Here is a 20,448-nt window from a genome sequence, read left to right as displayed (position 1 = left end):
TTTTGAACACTTCTCCCCTGTAGCTATTTTTCTTACTTATTATTAGGCTTTGTTTGAGCTTCCAAATTCACGCATTTTGCCAATTACTGTTGCTTTAATAGCATCACGTGCAGGTGTCAAATATTTACGTGGATCATATTGCTCTGCATCAGAAGCTAAAAAGTCACGAATCGCTTTAGTTGCAGCAATTTGGTTTTCTGTATTTACATTGATTTTCGCAGTTCCAAGTGAAATAGAACGTGTTATATCATGTGTTGGTATACCTGTTCCACCGTGTAAAACAAGTGGAAGATCAGCAAGTTTTGAAATTTCTTCCATTTCTTTGAAACCTAAGTTTGGTTCTCCTTTATATGGTCCATGAACAGAACCTAAAGCGGGAGCTAAACAGTCGATTGCTGTACGTTTTACAAGCTCTGCACATTCTGCAGGATCAGCGTAAATAACTCCATCCGCAATAACGTCATCTTCTTGTCCTCCAACTGTTCCCAGTTCAGCTTCCACAGAAACATTGCGCGCATGTGCATATTCTACAACTTTAGTTGTAATTTCAACGTTTTCTTCAAACGGATGATGAGAAGCGTCAATCATTACAGATGTGAACCCAGCATCAATTGCTTCTTTACATTTTTCAAAGCTAGAACCATGATCTAAATGAATAGCCACTGGTACGGAAATTTTATAAGACTCGATTAGTCCTTTTACCATATATACGACTGCAACGAAGCCACCCATATATTTTGCAGCACCTTCAGATACACCTAGTATTACTGGTGATTTTTCTTCCTCAGCTGCTAACAGGATTGCTTGTGTGAACTCTAAATTGTTAATGTTAAATTGCCCTACAGCGTATCCTTCTCTTTTCCCTTTTCCCAGCATTTCTTTCATCGAAACTAAAGCCATTGAAATGGACCTCCTCTATTTGCTTTTGCACTCCAAAATTATCTTTATTTCTATTTGACTTACTGCGGACACCAGTAGACTGAAGTAGGAATTTCCCTGTGTAAAACAAGCAACAGCAGTCCTATGTAGTAACTAAATGGTATCTTCTACTTTCTTCCTACATCATAACAAAAACAGGCGATGTTTTCCACTGCCTGCTGTTCCAACTTATTTCAGGAGATTATTAACAGAATCTCTTAGTTCAAAAACATCAAATGGCTTAGTGAAATAAAGAGAGGCTCCTAATCTCTGTGCTTGTTCTATGAAATTCAACTCTCCGTATGCGGTCATCATCATGACGGGGAGATCGCTCCATTGTTCTTTGATTAATTTTAGAATTTGAATTCCATCCATACCTGGGATTTTCATATCTAGTAAAACTCCATCAATTTTGTGCTCATTTATAAGTTCTAAAGCTTCATACCCATTTGCTGCTAAACTGACTTCATATCCTTCTTGTGTAAACACTTCTTTCAACAATAATCGTATTCCTAACTGATCATCCACTATTAAGATATGTTTCATGACATGCAAACCCTTTCTTTATTAATCCCATATTGTATTATACGATATCGGCTAGTGCTTTCCCTCTTTTTTTTAAAAAAATTTCCATTTCTTTCTGTTTTATTACCCACAAAAAAGTAATAGCATACGGAATGACAAACTTTGTTTTATAATAAATGAGAGGTGAATTACGATGAAAATGTTAACAACGCAACTTTCTGGATTAATGCAAAGAATCTCTAGTTCAGAGGAAGAAAGTATTGAGGAAACTGCTCGTCTACTTGCACAAGCCGCTGCTAGAGAGGGAACAGTTTTTTTCGCTACTTTTGGAGAAATGAAAAGTATTTCGATTAATGCACAACATGCAGCTGAGCCTTTTCCATCAATGCAAACCTGGTTACCCGAAATCGAACTAACTAGCACTGACCGTGTCTGGATTCTTACTCGTTCCTGTTATGACGAAGAAGCTTTAGCCTTAGCTAAAAAATTGAGTGAGGAATATATTCCTTTTGGTGCATTAGCAGCAGAACCAGAAGGCCATGATAATAAGCTAGCTGATCTTGCCTATACATATATTTCAACAAAACTCACAAAAGGACTCCTTCCCGCCGAAGATGGAACCCGTATTGTGCTCCCCCATGCTTTAAGTGGTTTATTTGTATACGAAGCAGTAAAGATGAAGTTAAACGAGATGTTAATAGGTGAATAGTTCACAAAAACGCCTAAAGAGTTTTTTCTTTAGGCGTTTCTTTGTATAGTTTTCCCATTTCGCAAGTATTTACAACTTCAGCGCTAGTATTGTTAAATCAAACGCAAGTAAGGAAGTTCTGAGAGCAAATATTTTCTCGTTGAAAGCAAGTAAACAATAGTTGTAAGCAAGTAAAGCTTTTGACTATTGTAGGAATTGTATATTGTTTAATTTATTTTTAGAAATATAAGATGTACACATTCAATGCGCATGAGGAAGAAGAATGAGACTATTAAAATGGGATGAAGATGCGCATACCTAGCTAGTGGTAACATGAGAAAATCATATACATTATCATTTACTTGCGGTGTCGTTTCGTTTACTTGCTTACATTAGAAATTTACTTGCTGTCCTACGTTAGATACTTGCTTTCCTTCTTCATTTACTTGCTCTTGATGAAGATTTACTTGAGAAATGGAAATTTCATACAATCAAACTCAATTCTTTTGGAGGCTAATGCGTACTTGTGGCAGCACACATTCGTCCAGAATATACAGAATCTGTTAACCAATTAACTGAGTAAGTAAAAAAAGAGGATTACTCATTAACATGAGTAATCCTCTTTTATAATCTATATTGGCACTTCTGCTTTTCGTAGCTAAACGGCGCCCTCCACATTGCTAGATTGGCCAGTTACAGCGCCTAGCACCTCGAGTCGTTTCAGAATACCCGATAAAGTCAAAGGACGCCTTTACCGTTATTCTTCCAACGCTTGCTCCTGCGCAAAGTTCGTCGCAGAAGAACGTTGTCGGGGCTGACATAGGCGCTTCCGCTTTTCTACTTTGTCCAGTTCCAGACTCCAGCTGCTCGATCGCTTCAGACTTTTAGTTAAGGCAAAATACGCCTTTCCTTTCAAGTCCTCCAGCGCTTTTCGCAGCTAAACGGCGTCTTTCACATTTCTAGATTGGCCAGCTATAGCGCCTAGCACCTCGAGTCGTTTCAGAATACCGGATAAAGGCAAAGGCCGCCTTTACCGTTATTCTTCCAACGCTTATCGGTGCTGACATAGGCGCTTACGTTTTTCTACTCACCAACTGATGCTTTGATGAAGTCGCGGAATAGTGGTTGTGGACGTTGTGGACGCGACACAAATTCCGGGTGGAACTGAGAAGCTACGAAGAATGGGTGATCTGGTAGCTCGATGATTTCGATTAGGCGACCATCTGGGCTTGTACCAGAGAACACAAATCCTGCTGCTTCGAATTGCTCACGGTACTCGTTGTTGAACTCGTAACGATGACGATGACGTTCGTATACAAGTTCTTCTCCGTATGCTTGATGAGCTTTTGAACCTGGCGTTAATTTACATGGATATAATCCTAAACGAAGTGTTCCTCCAAGGTCCTCTACATCTTTTTGTTCTGGCAATAAATCGATAATAGAATGCGGAGTTGTTGGATCTAACTCTGTAGAATGTGCTCCTTGAAGTTCTAGAATAGAACGTGCAAATTCAACTGTTGCCAATTGCATACCTAAACAAATACCTAAGAATGGCACATTGTTTTCGCGCGCAAATTTAGTAGCAGCAATCTTTCCTTCTACTCCACGGTCTCCGAATCCACCAGGGACAAGAATTCCGTCTACATCGCCAAGGATTCCCCCAACATTTGCTTCATTCACTTCTTCAGCATTTACCCATTTCACTTCAACGTCTGCATCAAATTTGTAGCCAGCATGTTTCATTGCTTCTACTACTGAAATGTATGCATCTTGAAGCTCTACGTATTTACCAACTAAACCAATACGAACTTTTTTCGACAATGATTTTACTTGGTCTACTAAGCCGATCCAATCTGTCATATCTGCTTCAGGTGTTTGAAGTTTGAAATGATCCACTACAATTTGATCTAAATGTTGTGCCTGTAAATTTAATGGGATTTCATATAAAGAATCCGCATCAATACATTCAATTACTTCTTCTGGTTTAATATCACAGAAAAGCCCGATTTTATCTTTCATATCTTGAGGAACTGGCATTTCCGAACGAAGTACAATTACGTTTGGTTGAATACCTAGACTACGCAATTCTTTAACACTATGTTGTGTCGGTTTTGTTTTCATTTCTCCTGCAGCTTTGATGAATGGCACTAAAGTACAGTGAATATACATTACATTATCGCTACCAACGTCACGTTTCATTTGACGGATAGTTTCTAGGAATGGAAGAGATTCGATATCTCCTACTGTTCCACCGATTTCAGTAATAACGATATCTGCATGCGTTTCTTTTGCAGCTAAGAATAAACGCTCTTTGATTTCATTTGTAATATGTGGAATTACTTGAACTGTTCCACCATTATAATCTCCACGACGCTCTTTTCTTAATACAGATGAGTACACTTTACCTGTTGTAATATTAGAGTATTTGTTCAAGTTGATGTCGATAAAACGCTCGTAGTGACCTAAATCTAAATCTGTTTCTGCTCCATCATCTGTTACGAAAACCTCTCCGTGTTGATATGGACTCATTGTTCCAGGATCTAAGTTGATGTAAGGATCGAATTTTTGGATCGTTACGTTTAGTCCTCTATTTTTTAATAAACGACCAAGTGAAGCAGCCGTGATCCCTTTGCCAAGTGAAGATACAACCCCACCAGTAACAAAAATAAATTTAGTCATTATGTGTTCCTCCTAATGTAATATCTAGTCCTCCACCACAACCGATGAGAACATTGTCTTATTTAGTATGCGTTAAACATTCAAATAAATAAGAGTGTAGCAATAACAAAAAAACGCTCCGCCTGCTTCTTCGCAGGGGAGCGCATATGCACATGAGTAATGTCTCTTCAAAAAGAGCCCAATAAAATCTTATAGCGTTTAAGAAAATAAGTCAAGAATTATTCTTCGTCTTCTTCGTCTAATTCCTCATCGATTTCAAACTCATCATCGTCTTCATCGATTAAGTCTTCTTCAATCACTTCATCAATGTCTTCTTCTACAAATTCGATAACTGGTTCGTCGTCATCGTCATCGTCCTCATCGTCATCTTCTACAAACTCGTCGAATTCTTCTTCGAATACGATTTCGTCCTCATCTAAATCTTCTAAATCATCATCTACTACCTTATCTTTCTTTTTACGAACTTTTACGGTAGGCGCTGATTCTTCTTCAATTTGTTCTACTGGATACCATTCTCTAAGGCCCCATTGGTTTTCAGCAATTGCCAAAAAGCGCCCATCAATATTCATATCTGTATAGAATTGAGGTTTGCGAGAAGCCATTTCCTCATCAGTAAGCCCATTATAATGTTGAATGTCATCAAATAATTCTTTTAATGTTAATGAGTTTTTTTTATCTTCTAAAATCGCAAATGCTAGATCGATTAACGATTCTTCTTGTAGTTGTGTTGTTGTCATTTCACGAAATTTCAAATCGTGCACGTCCTTTCTATGTTCGTTTGCATACTTTTCATTATATACACACAAGTATGTTATATGCTACATTCATTTATTCTTTTTGAAAAGAGAAATTTTACTTCCTACAACAGTAAACAAATAAAACGATATTAAAAGCAATGGAATTGAGGCTAGTTGTTTGTTATATAGAAAAATAGTAAGTAGTAAGAGAATTATAATGACCAAAATGTGAACAGGTTTTTTCATCCAACTTCTCCTTTACTACATACTAGGTATATTATACAAAAAAATAGGAAAAAAGTGTTCCGATATTCATCGGAACACTAAACTTTATTTTTCTGTAACCAATCGTTTACATATTTCGACGATATTGTCCGCCAACTTCATACAAAGCATGCGTGATTTGACCAAGACTTGCCTTTTGAACAGTTGTCATTAACTCTTCAAAAATGTTACCTCCAGTAACAGCAACTTGCTTCAAGCGAGCAAGAGCTTCTTCTGCCTCAGTATCATTTTTTTGTTGGAAATTTCGAAGATTGCTTATTTGTGTTTCTTTTTCTTCTTTTGTTGCGCGGGCAATTTCCATATTATTAATATCCTCTTCGGAAGCAGGATTAGGATTTAAATAAGTATTTACCCCGATAATAGGCAGCTCGCCAGTATGTTTTTTCATCTCGTAGTGCATAGATTCTTCTTGAATCTTTCCTCTTTGGTATTGCGTTTCCATTGCACCAAGTACACCACCACGGTCATTAATACGATCGAATTCAGATAGAACAGCTTCTTCTACTAGGTCTGTCATTTCTTCTACAATGAAAGCACCTTGTAGAGGATTTTCATTTTTCGAAAGTCCATGCTCCTTTGTAATAATCATCTGAATCGCCATTGCACGACGGACTGATTCTTCTGTAGGAGTTGTAATTGCCTCATCATAAGCATTCGTATGAAGCGAATTACAGTTATCTTGAAGTGCCATCAATGCTTGTAACGTCGTACGAATGTCGTTAAAGTCAATTTCTTGAGCGTGTAAGCTTCTACCAGATGTTTGTACATGGTATTTCAGCTTTTGACTGCGTTCATTTGCGCCATATTTGTCACGCATTACAACTGCCCAAATACGACGAGCAACGCGTCCAATAACAGTATACTCTGGATCCAATCCATTCGAGAAGAAGAACGATAAGTTAGGTGCAAAGTCATCTATATGCATGCCGCGGCTTAAATAGTACTCTACATAAGTAAAGCCATTCGACAGCGTGAATGCCAGTTGCGAAATTGGGTTTGCCCCTGCTTCTGCAATATGATACCCCGAAATAGACACTGAATAATAATTACGAACCTTTTGGTCAATAAAATATTGTTGAATATCCCCCATCATTCGAAGTGCAAATTCCGTTGAGAAAATACATGTATTTTGACCTTGATCCTCTTTCAATATATCTGCTTGAACAGTTCCTCGAACAACCTGCAATGTAGTAGTCTTAACCTGTGTAAACTCCTCTACAGTAAGTGTACGTCCCAGTTCTTCTTCCTTTAGAAGTACTTGCTGATCAATCGCTGTATTCATGAACATCGCTAGAATAATTGGAGCTGGACCATTTATCGTCATTGAAACAGATGTAGAAGGTGCACATAAGTCAAAGCCATCATATAACTTCTTCATATCCTCTAATGTACAAATACTAACACCAGACTCTCCAACTTTTCCGTATATATCCGGACGATGATCAGGATCTTCTCCGTATAGTGTTACCGAGTCAAATGCAGTCGATAAGCGTTTCGCATCGTCATCCTTCGATAAATAATGGAAGCGGCGATTTGTTCGTTCAGGTGTTCCTTCGCCTGCAAATTGACGTTTCGGGTCTTCTCCTTCTCGTTTAAACGGAAAAACACCTGCCGTATAAGGAAATGAACCTGGTACATTTTCTTTATATACCCAGCGTAGAATCTCTCCAAAGTCTACGAATTGAGGAAGTACTATTTTTGGAATTTTTATTCCTGATAAGCTTTCTGTACGAAGAATTGTACGAATCTCTTTATCTCGAATCTTTGTGATAAATTCGTCCCCAGTATAAGCTTCTTTTAAAGTAGCCCAGTTTTCTAGAATACGTTTAGATTCTGCAGTCAGTTCATCCCGAACACCTGTAGCTAATGATTCGAGAGATTGGACTAGTACGTCGTCTGAAGCTTTTTCCTTCACTTGCTCGATTGCACCTTCAAGCTGGAAAAGTCTTCTTGCAAAGCCAACCTGTTCTTCAGACTTGCGATGATATCCTCGGACAGCATCCGTAATTTCACGTAAGTAATAGCGGCGATCATTCGGTATGATAACGTTCTGCTTTTGTGTTTTTACAAATTGGTCGTAAGATGTCTCCCAGGCAGATCCTGTCTTTTCATTTAACGTAGCAACAAGTGCTGCAAATAATGAATTTGTTCCTTTATCATTAAACTGACTTGCAATGGTTCCATAAACAGGCATCGTATCTAGATCATCATGCCAAAGCTCTCGACTACGTTGATATTGCTTTTGCACTTGGCGAAGTGCATCTTCTGACCCTTTACGCTCAAATTTATTGATAACGATTAAATCAGCATAGTCAATCATGTCTATTTTCTCTAATTGAGAAGGTGCTCCGAACTCGCTGGTCATTACATACATCGATACATCCGATACATTTGTAATTTCCGCATCCCCTTGTCCGATTCCACTAGTTTCTACAATAATCATGTCATATCCAGCAACTCTTACAACGTCTAATACATCAGCAAGTGCTCCTGATAATTCTGTACGAGAGCCTCTAGTAGCTAGACTTCTCATAAATACACGCTTGTTGAATATTGCATTCATACGAATTCGGTCTCCCAATAGGGCCCCACCTGTTTTTTGCTTTGTTGGATCAATAGATAGAACAGCAATTTTTTTATCTGGAAGCTCTTGTAGGAAACGGCGAATTAATTCATCAGTGAGCGAACTTTTTCCCGCTCCACCAGTACCTGTAATACCAAGTACTGGAGTACCTTTGGATAATTGCTTTGCTTGCTTTAGCATTTCAACCGCTTCTTCATTATGCGTTTGATGTGCCTCTTCTGCTACAGTGATTAAATGGGCAAGTACCTCTGGATTCTCCGTAGTAACGTTTGCAATTTCTTCTTTTACCCCTTTTGGTTCTGTTGCTACATCACATTCCATTAGGATTTGATTGATCATTCCTTGTAATCCTAATTTACGGCCATCCTCTGGTGAGAAAATTCCGGAAATACCATATTCTTGTAGTTCTTTTATTTCTTTCGGAATAATTACTCCGCCGCCCCCGCCAAAAATACGGATATGTGGCGCACCACGCTCGACGAGTAAGTCTTTCATATATTTAAAATACTCAACATGCCCTCCTTGATAGGAAGATATGGCGATTCCTTGTACATCCTCTTGAATTGCAGCATTTACTACTTCCTCTACAGAGCGGTTGTGTCCTAGATGAATAACCTCTGCTCCGCTAGCCTGTAAAATGCGACGCATTATATTAATGGATGCATCATGTCCATCAAAAAGACTGGATGCTGTAACGAATCGCACATGATTTTTTGGACGATATACTTCTACAGTAGACATGCTGATATTCCCCCTTGTTTGTATGTGAACGTGTTTGTTTTATTTCATCCCATGAAGTAATAATTCGATTTGTAGCTCTGTGAATTGGTCAATCGTATATTCCTTGCGCAGTGCCCATCTTCTGAATGCCCACATTTGTCCTTGAACGACTAATGTATGTGCGTAAAGATGTGCCTGTGCATCTGTTAATTCAAGTTCCCGTGCTTGAATACAGCCAATAATTATTTTATGGAAGATTTCGACCATTTCTAATTCTTTCGCTAGTACATATTCCAGCGCACCTTTTGGGAGTGACTTAGATTCTTGATACATAACTACGAACTCGTCTGACATATCATCGATTACGCCATAGTAGTGACGGATAGCTGTTTTTAAGTCTTCTGCAGTACCATTTTCTAAAGTAATTTGCGACAATCTGTTGTGCACTTCATTGTAAATACTGTCACAAACCAGATAGAGAACGTCTTCCTTTGTACGAATATATTCATACAAAGTCCCTATACTAAAGCCAGCCTCTTTAGCTATTTCTCTTGTAGTTGCGCGGTGAAACCCTTTTTCTTTGAATAAAGTAACAGCTGCACGAATCATTTGCTCTCTTCTTTTTTCAATAAGATTCTCATCTTTCACCGATGTCTTTACTTCATGTTTCTTTTCCATAGACATCGATTACTTAGTTAACATACGAGAAATTACTAATCTTTGAATTTCTTGTGTTCCTTCGTAAATTTGCGTAATTTTTGCATCGCGCATATAACGTTCTACCGGATAATCTTTCGTATAACCGTATCCGCCAAATACTTGAACAGCTTCAGTTGTTACCTTCATCGCAGTATCACCAGCCATCAGTTTAGCCATTGCCGACTCTTTGCCATATGGTAGACCATTTGACTCTAACCAAGCAGCTTGATATGTAAGTAAACGAGATGCTTCTATTGATGTTGCCATATCTGCAAGCTTGAAAGATACCCCTTGGTTTGCAACGATCGGTTTACCAAATTGAACACGTTCTTTCGCGTAATTTACCGATGCATCTAGTGCACCTTGTGCAATTCCTACAGCCTGTGCAGCAATGCCATTACGTCCGCCATCTAATGTTTTCATAGCGATAATGAACCCTTGCCCCTCTTCACCAAGAAGATTTTCTTTAGGAATGCGGCAATTATCGAAAATAATTTCAGTTGTTGGAGACGAACGAATTCCTAATTTTTTCTCTTTTTTACCAACAGAGAATCCTGGGAAATCTGCTTCTACGATAAATGCACTAGTTCCTTTATGCTTGGATTCAGGATCTGTTACTGCAAAGACAACGTATATGTCAGCAATTCCACCATTCGTAATAAATATTTTAGAGCCATTTAATACATAATGGTCGCCATCTAATTTTGCAGTAGTTTTCATACCGCCTGCATCTGAACCAGAACCTGCTTCAGTTAAACCATACCCACCAATTTTTGAACCTTCAGCCATTGGACGAAGATACTTTTGTTTTTGCTCTTCATTGCCATATTTGAAAATCGGCCAACCTGCAAGCGATGTATGTGCAGATAAAGTTACGCCTGTAGACGCACAAACACGTGAAAGCTCTTCTACAGCGATACAATATGCAAGATAATCGGAACCGATTCCACCGTACTCTTCAGGCCAAGGAATTCCTGTTAAACCTAACTCAGCCATTTTGTCGAAAATCTCACGGTCAAAACGTTCCTCTTCGTCTCGTTCTGCAGCTGTTGGCGCTACTTCATTTTCTGCAAAGTCTCTTACCATTTTACGAATCATTTCATGTTCTTCCGAAAGTTGAAAATTCATTGTATATCCCGCCTTTTTTGGTTTAAGTTTGGTTGTTTTTTGGAGCAACTTGATGGGTCTCTCGGATTCTTATGTTCTTCCGAAAATCTCTATTTTATAGAATAGAATTGCTTTTCAAATTTTAGTTTAATGAGTTAAGTGCTTCGCGATTACGATGCGTTGAATTTCACTTGTGCCCTCGTAAATTTCGGTGATTTTTGCGTCACGGAAATAACGTTCTACTGGGTAATCCTCTGTATAGCCATAACCACCAAATACTTGAACTGCTTCAATCGCAACGTCTACTGCTGTTTTGGAAGCGAATAGTTTTGCCATCGACGCTTCTTTGCCGCAAGGAAGTCCTTGTTCACGAAGGCTAGCTGCGCGGTAGACTAGTAATCTTGCTGCTTCCACTGCAGTTCCCATGTCAGCAAGCTTGAACCCTACCCCTTGATTCGCTGCGATTGGTTTACCGAACTGCACACGCTCTTTTGCGTATCCAACAGCGGCTTCGAAAGCGGCTTCTGCAATTCCTAGTGCTTGTGTTGCAATTCCAATACGCCCGGTGTTTAGGTTGGCCATCGCTATTTTAAAGCCTTCACCTTCTTCACCAAGTCTATTTTCAACTGGTATTTTCATATCTTCAAATGTTAGCTGGACAGTTCTAGATCCATGGAGACCCATTTTTTGTTCATCTTTTCCAACGATGAATCCCGGTGTATCCTTCTCGACTATAAATGCCGTAATACCTCTTGAACCAAGTGATGAATCAGTCGATGCAAAAACAATATTTACATCTGCTTCTCCCCCATTTGTAATAAATACTTTAGAGCCGTTTAATACATAGTAGTCATCTTTTTTGACAGCTTTTGTTTTCAAAGCGCCTGCATCAGATCCCGCAGATGGCTCCGTCAAGCAAAACGCGCCTAAATATTCACCAGTCGCAAGCTTCGGAATGTATTTCTCTTTTTGTTGTTCATTACCAAAATATAATATTGGATTTGTTCCAACTGAGGTATGAACGGAAAGTATTACCCCTATTACCGCACTCACTTTTGAAAGTTCGTTAATTGCAATTACATAGCTTGTAAAATCCATTTCAGAGCCACCATATTGTTCTGGAACGGTGATGCCCATCAAGCCTAGTTCTCCCATTTTTTTCAAAATATCTCGAGGGAACTCTCCCTGCTCCATTTGTTCAATAAAAGGTTCAATTTCTGTTTTAGCAAAATCCCTGACCATGTTGCGCATCATTAGTTGTTCTTCAGTAAATTTTAATTCCATCTTAAATGCCCCTTTTATTCGTAGATATAAAAACCTCTACCTGTTTTCTTTCCTAGCCATCCGGCTTTCACATATTTACGTAACAACGGACATGGACGATATTTACTGTCACCAAATCCTTCATGTAAGATTTCCATAATGTAGAGGCAAGTGTCTAGACCTATAAAGTCCGCTAGTTGTAGGGGTCCCATTGGGTGATTCATCCCCATTTTCATCACATCATCAATAGCTTCTTTTGTTGCAACACCCTCATATAGCGTGTAGATCGCTTCGTTGATCATTGGCATTAAAATGCGGTTAGATACAAATCCAGGAAAGTCATTTACTTCTACTGGAACTTTGTTTAGTTTCTTCGTCATTTCTTCAATTGCTGTATATACTTCATCCGATGTAGCGAGTCCACGAATGATTTCCACTAGCTTCATTACCGGAACAGGATTCATGAAATGCATCCCAATTACTTGCTCTGGACGATTCGTTGCAGCAGCAATTTCTGTAATCGGTAAAGAGGAGGTATTTGTAGCCAAAATTGTATGAGCCGGTGCAATTTCGTCTAGTTGTTTGAAAATAGACTGTTTGATTTCCATATTTTCGACCGCAGCTTCAATCACTAGGTCAACATCGTTAGCATCTTCTATAGATAGTGACATTGTAATTTTATTTAGAACTGATTGTTTTTCATCTTCCGTCATTCGACCTTTTTCAACAGTGCGAGAAAGATTTTTAGTAATTGTTTGGATACCACGATCGTAGAATTGTTGTTCACGATCATTCAGTTTTACGTCAAATCCTGCTTGAGCACATACTTGAGCAATTCCAGATCCCATCTGACCTGCTCCTATTACCAATACTTTTTGGATATTCATGCTTTATTGCCTCCTGTTTTTGGAACTTCGATCATGATGGCATCTCCTTGACCGCCACCGGAACAAATTGCTGCGATACCGATACCACCGCCACGTCGCTTTAATTCATATGCAAGAGTTAATATGATTCGTGCACCAGATGCTCCTATTGGATGACCAAGTGCAACTGCTCCACCATTTACATTTACTTTTTCTTCGTCTAAACCAGCTAACTGGTTACTCACTAATGCAACAGCTGCAAATGCTTCGTTTATTTCAAATAGATCGATATCCTCTAATGTTTTACCTGTTTTCTCTAGGATTCTATTAATTACTAATCCAGGTGTTTGAGGGAATTTTTCAGGTTCAATTGCTACTTCTGCATGCCCAAGAACATACGCTAGTGCTTCTTTTCCAAGTGACAGCGCTTTTTCTTCGCTAGTTAATACGATTGCACAAGCACCATCATTAATACCGGGTGCATTACCTGCAGTGATTGTTCCTTCTTTTCCGAATGCTGGCTTTAGATTAGCAAGGGATTCTAATGATGTATTACGACGTGGTGATTCGTCTTCTTTTACAACGATTGGTTCACCTTTGCGCTGTGGAATTTCGACTGGAACAATTTCTTTTTCCAAAACTCCATTATCCATAGCTTTCAATGCAAGATCATGGCTTCTAAACGACCAAGCATCTTGTTTTTCACGAGATAGCTCAAACGCTTCTGCTGTCGAATTTCCGTATGTCCCCATATGAACATTTTTAGGATGGAATGAACAAGACAGACCATCATAAACCATACCGTCGACCATAGTCGCATCCCCCATGCGCAAGCCGAATCTACCTTTTGGTAAATAGTAAGGTGCATTGGACATCGATTCCATACCCCCTGCTACAATTATTTCCTCGTCACCAAGTCTGATCAGTTGATCTGCAAGTGTGACACTTCGCATTCCAGATGCGCATACTTTATTGATTGTTTCTGTTTTTACTGACCATGGAATTCCTGCTTTAGTTGCTGCTTGTCGAGAAGGTATTTGCCCTTGGCCTGCTTGTAGAACAGTTCCCATAATTACTTCATCTACTTGCTCAGGGTTAATGCCTGTACGATTTAGTGCCTCTTTAATTGCTACTCCGCCAAGATCTGAGGCAGTTAAAGCACTCAATGCTCCTCCAAACTTACCAAAAGCCGTACGTGCTCCATCCAAAATAACTGTTTTTGTCATGTAGATCCCCCTTTTCGTTGTATGCGCTTTCAACTTTGTAAAAAATAAAAAACGACTGAACGCTCGCTCGATTTCATTAGTAAGAAAAAAGGGAGTAAAATTTACTCCCTTGCTATTTAATAATAGTTTACGAAACTATAAGACTATTTGCAATATACTATTGAACGATAGGCTCTAAATCTTCCTCTTCCACAGGTGGAATGAATTCTCCAAATACCGATTTCTCCAGAAGTTCAGCAATATCATATGTGCCAACTGTTTCTTCAACTTCCTTCGCTTTCGTTCCATCTGATAACATTGTTAAGCAATAAGGACATCCAGAAGATATAATTGTTGGATTTACTTCTAATGCTTGTTCTGTACGAGCTACGTTCACACGGTTTCCAACATGTTCTTCCATCCACATCAGTCCGCCACCAGCTCCACAGCACATACCCGTTTCGCGATTGCGATCCATCTCGACTAACTTAACGCCAGGGATTGCTTTTAATACCTCACGAGGTGCATCGTATACATCATTGTAGCGTCCTAAGTAACATGAATCATGGAAAGTAATGGTTTCTTCCACTGCGTATTGCGGTTTCAAGCGACCTTCTTGCACTAAATCATATAGCATTTCTGTATGATGGAGCACTTCTCCGTTCCATCCAAAATCACCATATTCATTTTTAAAGATATTATATGCATGTGGGTCGATCGTGACAATCTTCGTTACCCCTGCTTTTTCAAATTCTGAAATATTTGATCCTGCAAGCTCTTGGAATAGAAACTCGTTCCCTAAGCGACGTGGTGTATCCCCAGAGTTCTTTTCTTTATTACCAAGAATAGCAAATTTCACTCCTGCTTCGTTCATCAAATGTGCGAAAGATAATGCAATTTTTTGCGAACGGTTATCAAATGATCCCATCGAACCAACCCAGAATAGGTATTCAAATTCTTCTCCCGCTTTTGAAACTTCTTTCACTGTTGGAATATGGATATCTGGACGAGCATCTCTCCAGTTTTCTTTCTCTTTACGATTAAGTCCCCATGGATTTCCTTGGCGCTCGATATTCGTCATTGCGCGTTGTGCATCAGGATTTACTTTTCCTTCTGTCATTACTAGGTATCGGCGAAGGTCGATAATTTTATCTACATGCTCGTTCATAACCGGACATTGGTCTTCACAGTTACGACAAGTTGTACAAGCCCAAATTTCTTCTTCAGTAATGACATCTCCAATTAGAGATGGGCTATAAATATCTTCAATTACTGCACCTTCTGCTCCAGCAGCCATCGCAAGCTGATTGCCTTTTGTTCCTTGGAAAGCTAGTGCTGGTACCCAAGGTTTTTTCTTCGTTTCTACTGCTCCAGTAAATGTTAAGTGATCACGCAGCTTCACGATTAAGTCCATTGGAGATAGCATTTTCCCTGTTCCAGTTGCGGGACACATATTCGTACAGCGTCCACATTCCACACAAGCGTATAAGTCAATCATTTGTGCTTGTGTAAAGTCTTGAATACGACCAACCCCGAACGAAGGCATTTCTTCTTCAGCTTCTGGGTCTTCGTTTTCCTCTTCTTCAAAATTGATCGGACGTAATCTACCAACTTTGTCTAAACGATGGAAGTATACATTTGCTGGTCCTGTGATTAAATGGAAATGCTTTGATTGTGGTACATACACTAAGAATGACAGTAGGAATAATAAATGTACCCACCACATGATATAAAATACCGTTATTGCAGCAGCTTCAGGTAACCAGCCAAAAATAAACGCCATAGAAGATGCAACTGGCTCTGACCAAGTTGCTTCGTGACCATGCCAAATCATTGCCATACCGTTACCAACTAAAACGGAAACCATCAATCCGCCGATGAAAATTAGCACCAAGCCACTTTTCCACCCGCGCTTTAAGCGAACTAACTTTTCAATATAACGACGGTAAAATGCCCAAACGACAGCAACTAAAATTACTAATGTAACAATTTCTTCAAAAAACGTAAACGCTGGATACAATGGTCCAAGCGGTAAATGTGAACCAGGTGCTAAGCCTTTCCAAATAAAATCAATAGCACTTAGTTGTACAAGTAAGAAACCATAGAAGAACATAACGTGAATTGCTCCACTCTTTTTATCTTTTAATAGTTTCTTTTGACCAAAAACATACACCCAAATTTTGCGAAGTCTTTCCTTCACATTATCTTCAAATTCGACTTTCTTCCCTAGTTTGATGTACGTATATCTTGTTTTCAACAAATATGCGAACAATCCTAAAGCATACAAAACTACTGCGATGAACAGTACCCAGTTTGCGATTAACAATGGATTCATCTTATTTCTCCCCCTCTGAGTTGTAAAATGATTTTATGAATAGAATAATACATTAGATTCTTTAACTAATATATAAGTAATTCCATATTAAAACTGAATGAGCATTCAGTCAACAGTTATTTATTCGGATTGATGCGAATTTTGTATTTTTTTCTGTAAATTGGATGTTTACTGAAGTTAAAAATTTATCGTGTAGGAATACGTTCTATACTAAAGTAATGCCAACTTAAACGAGAGATTCCCACTTTTCAAGATCAAAATTATGGAATAATTATCCTTAAAGCAAGTAAATTCAATACAAGCGCAAGTAATCATAGTCAATCCGTAAGTACTTCTATATTGAAAGCAAGTAAAGCAACGGTGAACGCAAGTAAATGACTGGCGAGAGCAAGTAAATTATTAAATATCATCCTTATACGAAAGAGGGAGCATATTTCTCCAAAACAAAAAGCCATCTCCTTATGAGATAGCCTCAAAATAATCGCCAAAATGAAGTTTTGCTTCTTTTTCTTTAATAATATCAATTCCAAGTAACACAGTTGTAGCTGGTCCTGCAGATTTTTCTACATCCCAATCAACTAAATAGTCTTTCAGCCCAAGTCGTTCACATTCGCCTTTTATTCCGGTAGATCCTACTGGCCACACCTGATGCACTAGCCCTCGACTTATTGCTTCACTAATTTTTTTCAAGTCAGCGATTTTATCGCCATCGCTAATGACTTCTTCACCGACACTTGGCTTGCCATAAACATACCAGCGAATTTCATTAGAGTTTTCAATTTGTTGCTCACCTAGTATTGTCACAGCGATTGCTGACTGTAGCGTTTCCATATTGGTCTCACTGCTGCCGGTAATTTCCGGGCACTTTACACCGACTTCGTTAAATAGCTTTTCTATTCCGACGACATATTTGCCCCAGCTTTGATTTCCTGAGAAGTTATGAACTACTATGGATACTGGAGTTGCACCAGCTGCCCATTGTTCTAGTAATGCGACTCTTGCTGCGAAATAGGAAACGATTTCGTCTGGTGTTGAAACTATGTCAGCCTTTTTTTCGCCGATGCCTGCGGAGTTATCCGTCGTCAAAACGAAGCCATTTGGCAATAAAATAGCATTACGCATGAGTTTTCATCCGTTTCATTACTCGCTCCACCACTGGTGAGACAATCATAGCAATTGAAGCATTTAGTATAGTCGCAAGTGTGATACCTGGAAGTGCCGCCGCAAAGAATGCCGGTGAAATGATCCAGTAAAACGGAAGGGTTGCTAGCACACTATTTGCAAAAATAAAGAATATCCACTTCCATGCATGATGCCCTGCTTTGTGTAACTTAGTGTATACGAATAAAATGACGAACATTTCTGCAGCAATGATTAAATGCAATGGACCTAACGGAAACCCTGCAAATAAAGAGGAAGATAAATGACCAATTAACGATGCTGCTCCCGCATAAATTGGAGGCAGAAAGGATACTGATATAAGTGCAGGTACTGTATCCATGGCTGCACTTCCAATGCCAACAGGAACCTTAATAAATGCCCCGATTGCGCATAGTGCTGCAAACATTGCTGCAAGTGTTAGTAATCGAAGTTTCATATATTGTTACTCCTTTTCTTTCTTCTCGCTTCCTACGTTTTTAAATACTTTTGCACTGCGCACGTATTCAACGTCCGATACGTTTTCTCTCACATTTGCCACGCGAGCTGCTGCAAATAAATAATCGGACAAACGATTTAAGTAGCGTTGTACTACTGTTGGTACATCCTCTTGTGTTTTCGTTAACGTCACCGTCAAACGCTCTGCACGTCTAGTAATTGTGCGAGCTATATGAAGTGTTGCAGCAGCGGGTGTTCCGCCTGGTAGGATGAATCTCTCCAAAACTGGCCCTTCTTCTACTAGTACATCGATTCTTTTTTCCATTGCATCGATTGCTTCGTCCGTCATTTTATATAGACGACGATTTGAAACATTTGCAAGGTCTCCACCACAGTCAAATAGCTCATGCTGGATTGTTTCTAAATCCTCTAAAATATCCGCAAATTTCGCTGGATCTAGCTCTGTTACTGCTTTTCCAATAAATGAATTCACTTCATCAATTGTTCCGTAAGCTTCCACTCGGATATCGTCTTTGTCCGTTCTTCCCCCGATCAAACCTGTTTGTCCTTTGTCTCCAGTTTTAGTGTAAATTTTCAATTTGCTCATCTCCCTTTAATGTTTGTGAAATACCGTACCAAATTCGTGTTACACGTGATGCCTTTGTAAAAAGCTGCTGATAAAATCGACCAACATCATCCCGAAGTTTGCGCATACTTGCATCCATCGGTACAATTCCTCGTCCGATTTCCGTTGCTATGACTATTACTTCCGCTTGTTTATCCCATATTTCCAATTTTCCGATTAACTTTTTGCCTTTTGATTTTAGCAGATTTTCAACTCCAAGAATAACAACCACTTCTACATCTGGTAATAAAACAAGCACATCTAATTCTGCATCTATCCACTGGGCTTTACGGCCTTGTATCATATTCTCTACATACGCTCGTTTTCCATTAAATGCTCCACCGAAAATGACATGCATCGTTCCCCCTCCAATACAGCTTTTTTATCCGGCCAATGCAATGTAAACATAATCCCGTGAGGTACTTCCCAATCCCAAAAACTCTTTTCTATATTTGCAAACTTGGTCAGTATAAAACGAATAGGTCCACCATGCGTAACGATTATCGGCTGCTCTACCTTTTCGACTGTTTCTAATAAGGCTTCTAGCACCCGTTTTTCCATTGCTTGCATTGACTCTCCATTTGGTGGGGCTATTTGCCTCGGATCATCAAGCCAATTTCTGTATTGAGCTTCATCTTTTAATTCATTATATGTTTTTTGTTCCCAATCACCAAAGGAGCATTCTCGAAAGTTTGAATTCTCTATATAAGGAACTCCACTAAAAATTTTCGCTGCTGTTTGCTTGCAACGCATTAAGTCGCTGCCAATTATTTGTTTAGTTTCAAAAGAAATTTTTTTCGTTTTCATTCTAGTAATGATTGGTTCGTCAGTCCAGCCGATATACTTTTTTTCTCGATTTCCTTTTGTTGGAAAATGCCTTACGAGAACAATAGCAAAAGGGTTAGCCATAGCACCACCTCCGAAATTTCCACGCTTGCACCAAGTAAATCCCCAGTAACTCCACCGAAGTTTTTCAATACCCAACTGCGGAACAAACAAATAAATGCAAATAACACAGCGGCTGTAGTGACAGCAACCACCCAATTGGTCATCCATCCTAAAACTACTAGGCCAATAAAAAAGTGACATGCTGTTGTAATTGTAACGACATTGGCATTCATTTTTCCCTTGAAATAATAAGCCAGTCCACTCGTTTTAGCACTGTTCGTTACTGAAAATAGGATTCCAAGTAGAGCTCTAGAGAAAAATGGGATAAGCATAACGAAAATCCAGTGAAAGGATTCTGTCGATAATACTTCAGATATAATAATTACTTTACCAATAACTAAGAACACAACCGCCATTACACCAAAAGCACCCACTCGCGGATCCTCTAGTATTTCGAATCGCTTCAATCGATCTTTGTAGGAAAAGAATGCATCCGATGTGTCGATATATCCGTCCATATGAAGTCCTCCAGATAGTACAACCCCTAGAAGTACAATACTAAACCCTGTCATTAGTGGACTCCATTCAAAGTAGAGGACTAAACAAGCAATCGCTCCAATGCCTGCCCCTATCCAAGGAAAAATACTGTACATCCCTGTAATCGCTCGTTTTTCCATCGGCAGGTTTTTATTTACTGGAATGACCGTAAAAAATTGAAGTGCCAACAA

18 protein-coding genes are annotated in these 20,448 nt (G+C 39.1%); 1 reads left to right on the top strand and 17 read right to left on the bottom strand.

Annotation, left to right across the window (positions count from 1 at the left end; translation table 11 throughout):
* Nucleotides 1-42 precede the first annotated feature (42 nt).
* Both ACQCPR_RS03420 and ACQCPR_RS03415 read right to left on the bottom strand, forming a co-directional pair.
* Nucleotides 43-900: a class II fructose-bisphosphate aldolase gene (locus tag ACQCPR_RS03420; protein WP_427138182.1), complete on the bottom strand. Its 858-nt coding sequence runs from the start codon at nucleotides 898-900 to the stop codon at nucleotides 43-45.
* A gap of 207 nt (nucleotides 901-1,107) precedes the next feature.
* Nucleotides 1,108-1,464: a response regulator gene (locus ACQCPR_RS03415; protein WP_090565666.1), complete on the bottom strand. Its 357-nt coding sequence runs from the start codon at nucleotides 1,462-1,464 to the stop codon at nucleotides 1,108-1,110.
* A 172-nt stretch (nucleotides 1,465-1,636) separates the two neighbouring features.
* Between ACQCPR_RS03415 and ACQCPR_RS03410 the strand changes: the two genes are divergently transcribed.
* The gene (locus tag ACQCPR_RS03410) at nucleotides 1,637-2,152 is read left to right on the top strand and encodes a DUF2529 family protein (RefSeq protein WP_427138181.1); all 516 of its coding nucleotides are present in this window, start codon (nucleotides 1,637-1,639) and stop codon (nucleotides 2,150-2,152) included.
* 1,062 nt (nucleotides 2,153-3,214) lie between these two features.
* Here the strand turns inward: ACQCPR_RS03410 and ACQCPR_RS03405 are convergent.
* The 15 genes from ACQCPR_RS03405 to cobS all read right to left on the bottom strand — a co-directional run bounded on the left by ACQCPR_RS03405 (nucleotide 3,215) and on the right by cobS (nucleotide 20,445).
* The gene (locus tag ACQCPR_RS03405; RefSeq protein WP_090565671.1) at nucleotides 3,215-4,810 is read right to left on the bottom strand and encodes a CTP synthase; all 1,596 of its coding nucleotides are present in this window, start codon (nucleotides 4,808-4,810) and stop codon (nucleotides 3,215-3,217) included.
* A 218-nt stretch (nucleotides 4,811-5,028) separates the two neighbouring features.
* A complete protein-coding gene (gene rpoE / locus ACQCPR_RS03400; RefSeq protein WP_241595131.1) occupies nucleotides 5,029-5,562 on the bottom strand; it encodes a DNA-directed RNA polymerase subunit delta in 534 nt (177 codons plus the stop codon).
* Between the two features lie 337 nt (nucleotides 5,563-5,899).
* Complete coding sequence (icmF, locus tag ACQCPR_RS03395) at nucleotides 5,900-9,157, bottom strand: fused isobutyryl-CoA mutase/GTPase IcmF (protein ID WP_427138180.1); 3,258 nt, start codon at nucleotides 9,155-9,157, stop codon at nucleotides 5,900-5,902.
* 39 nt (nucleotides 9,158-9,196) lie between these two features.
* Nucleotides 9,197-9,814 (bottom strand): TetR/AcrR family transcriptional regulator, encoded by a 618-nt coding sequence (locus tag ACQCPR_RS03390; protein WP_093493806.1) that lies wholly within the window; start codon nucleotides 9,812-9,814, stop codon nucleotides 9,197-9,199.
* A gap of 9 nt (nucleotides 9,815-9,823) precedes the next feature.
* Entirely contained in the window at nucleotides 9,824-10,963 is a 1,140-nt protein-coding gene (locus ACQCPR_RS03385) for an acyl-CoA dehydrogenase (protein ID WP_090565677.1), read from the bottom strand.
* A gap of 126 nt (nucleotides 10,964-11,089) precedes the next feature.
* Nucleotides 11,090-12,226 carry an acyl-CoA dehydrogenase gene (locus ACQCPR_RS03380; RefSeq protein ID WP_090565679.1) on the bottom strand — a complete coding sequence of 379 codons (1,137 nt, stop codon included), beginning with the start codon at nucleotides 12,224-12,226 and terminating at the stop codon, nucleotides 11,090-11,092.
* A 14-nt stretch (nucleotides 12,227-12,240) separates the two neighbouring features.
* A complete protein-coding gene (locus ACQCPR_RS03375) occupies nucleotides 12,241-13,092 on the bottom strand; it encodes a 3-hydroxybutyryl-CoA dehydrogenase (protein WP_427138179.1) in 852 nt (283 codons plus the stop codon).
* Nucleotides 13,089-14,297 carry an acetyl-CoA C-acetyltransferase gene (locus tag ACQCPR_RS03370; protein WP_427138178.1) on the bottom strand — a complete coding sequence of 403 codons (1,209 nt, stop codon included), beginning with the start codon at nucleotides 14,295-14,297 and terminating at the stop codon, nucleotides 13,089-13,091. Before ACQCPR_RS03370 ends, ACQCPR_RS03375 begins: the two co-directional genes overlap by 4 nt.
* Before the next feature lie 157 nt (nucleotides 14,298-14,454).
* Nucleotides 14,455-16,611, bottom strand: a complete 2,157-nt coding sequence (locus ACQCPR_RS03365; protein WP_090565685.1) for a (Fe-S)-binding protein — start codon at nucleotides 16,609-16,611, stop codon at nucleotides 14,455-14,457.
* Between the two features lie 459 nt (nucleotides 16,612-17,070).
* On the bottom strand, nucleotides 17,071-17,733 hold the full coding sequence (locus ACQCPR_RS03360) for a hypothetical protein (protein WP_427138177.1): 663 nt from the start codon (nucleotides 17,731-17,733) through the stop codon (nucleotides 17,071-17,073).
* A complete protein-coding gene (locus ACQCPR_RS03355; protein WP_427138176.1) occupies nucleotides 17,726-18,208 on the bottom strand; it encodes an ECF transporter S component in 483 nt (160 codons plus the stop codon). Before ACQCPR_RS03355 ends, ACQCPR_RS03360 begins: the two co-directional genes overlap by 8 nt.
* Before the next feature lie 6 nt (nucleotides 18,209-18,214).
* Nucleotides 18,215-18,805: a cob(I)yrinic acid a,c-diamide adenosyltransferase gene (locus ACQCPR_RS03350; protein WP_090565691.1), complete on the bottom strand. Its 591-nt coding sequence runs from the start codon at nucleotides 18,803-18,805 to the stop codon at nucleotides 18,215-18,217.
* Nucleotides 18,789-19,190, bottom strand: coding sequence for a bifunctional adenosylcobinamide kinase/adenosylcobinamide-phosphate guanylyltransferase (locus ACQCPR_RS03345; RefSeq protein ID WP_427138175.1), 402 nt, complete (start codon nucleotides 19,188-19,190; stop codon nucleotides 18,789-18,791). Before ACQCPR_RS03345 ends, ACQCPR_RS03350 begins: the two co-directional genes overlap by 17 nt.
* A complete protein-coding gene (locus ACQCPR_RS03340) occupies nucleotides 19,142-19,741 on the bottom strand; it encodes a histidine phosphatase family protein (RefSeq protein WP_427138174.1) in 600 nt (199 codons plus the stop codon). The genes ACQCPR_RS03345 and ACQCPR_RS03340 overlap by 49 nt, the downstream gene beginning before the upstream one ends.
* Nucleotides 19,711-20,445, bottom strand: coding sequence for an adenosylcobinamide-GDP ribazoletransferase (cobS, locus tag ACQCPR_RS03335; RefSeq protein ID WP_427138173.1), 735 nt, complete (start codon nucleotides 20,443-20,445; stop codon nucleotides 19,711-19,713). Before cobS ends, ACQCPR_RS03340 begins: the two co-directional genes overlap by 31 nt.
* Between the last annotated feature and the right edge of the window lie 3 nt (nucleotides 20,446-20,448).

The sequence above is a fragment of the Psychrobacillus psychrodurans genome, assembly GCF_050209195.1.
Taxonomy (GTDB): Bacteria; Bacillota; Bacilli; order Bacillales_A; family Planococcaceae; genus Psychrobacillus; species Psychrobacillus psychrodurans.
This window is presented reverse-complemented; position numbering and strand designations above follow the sequence as displayed.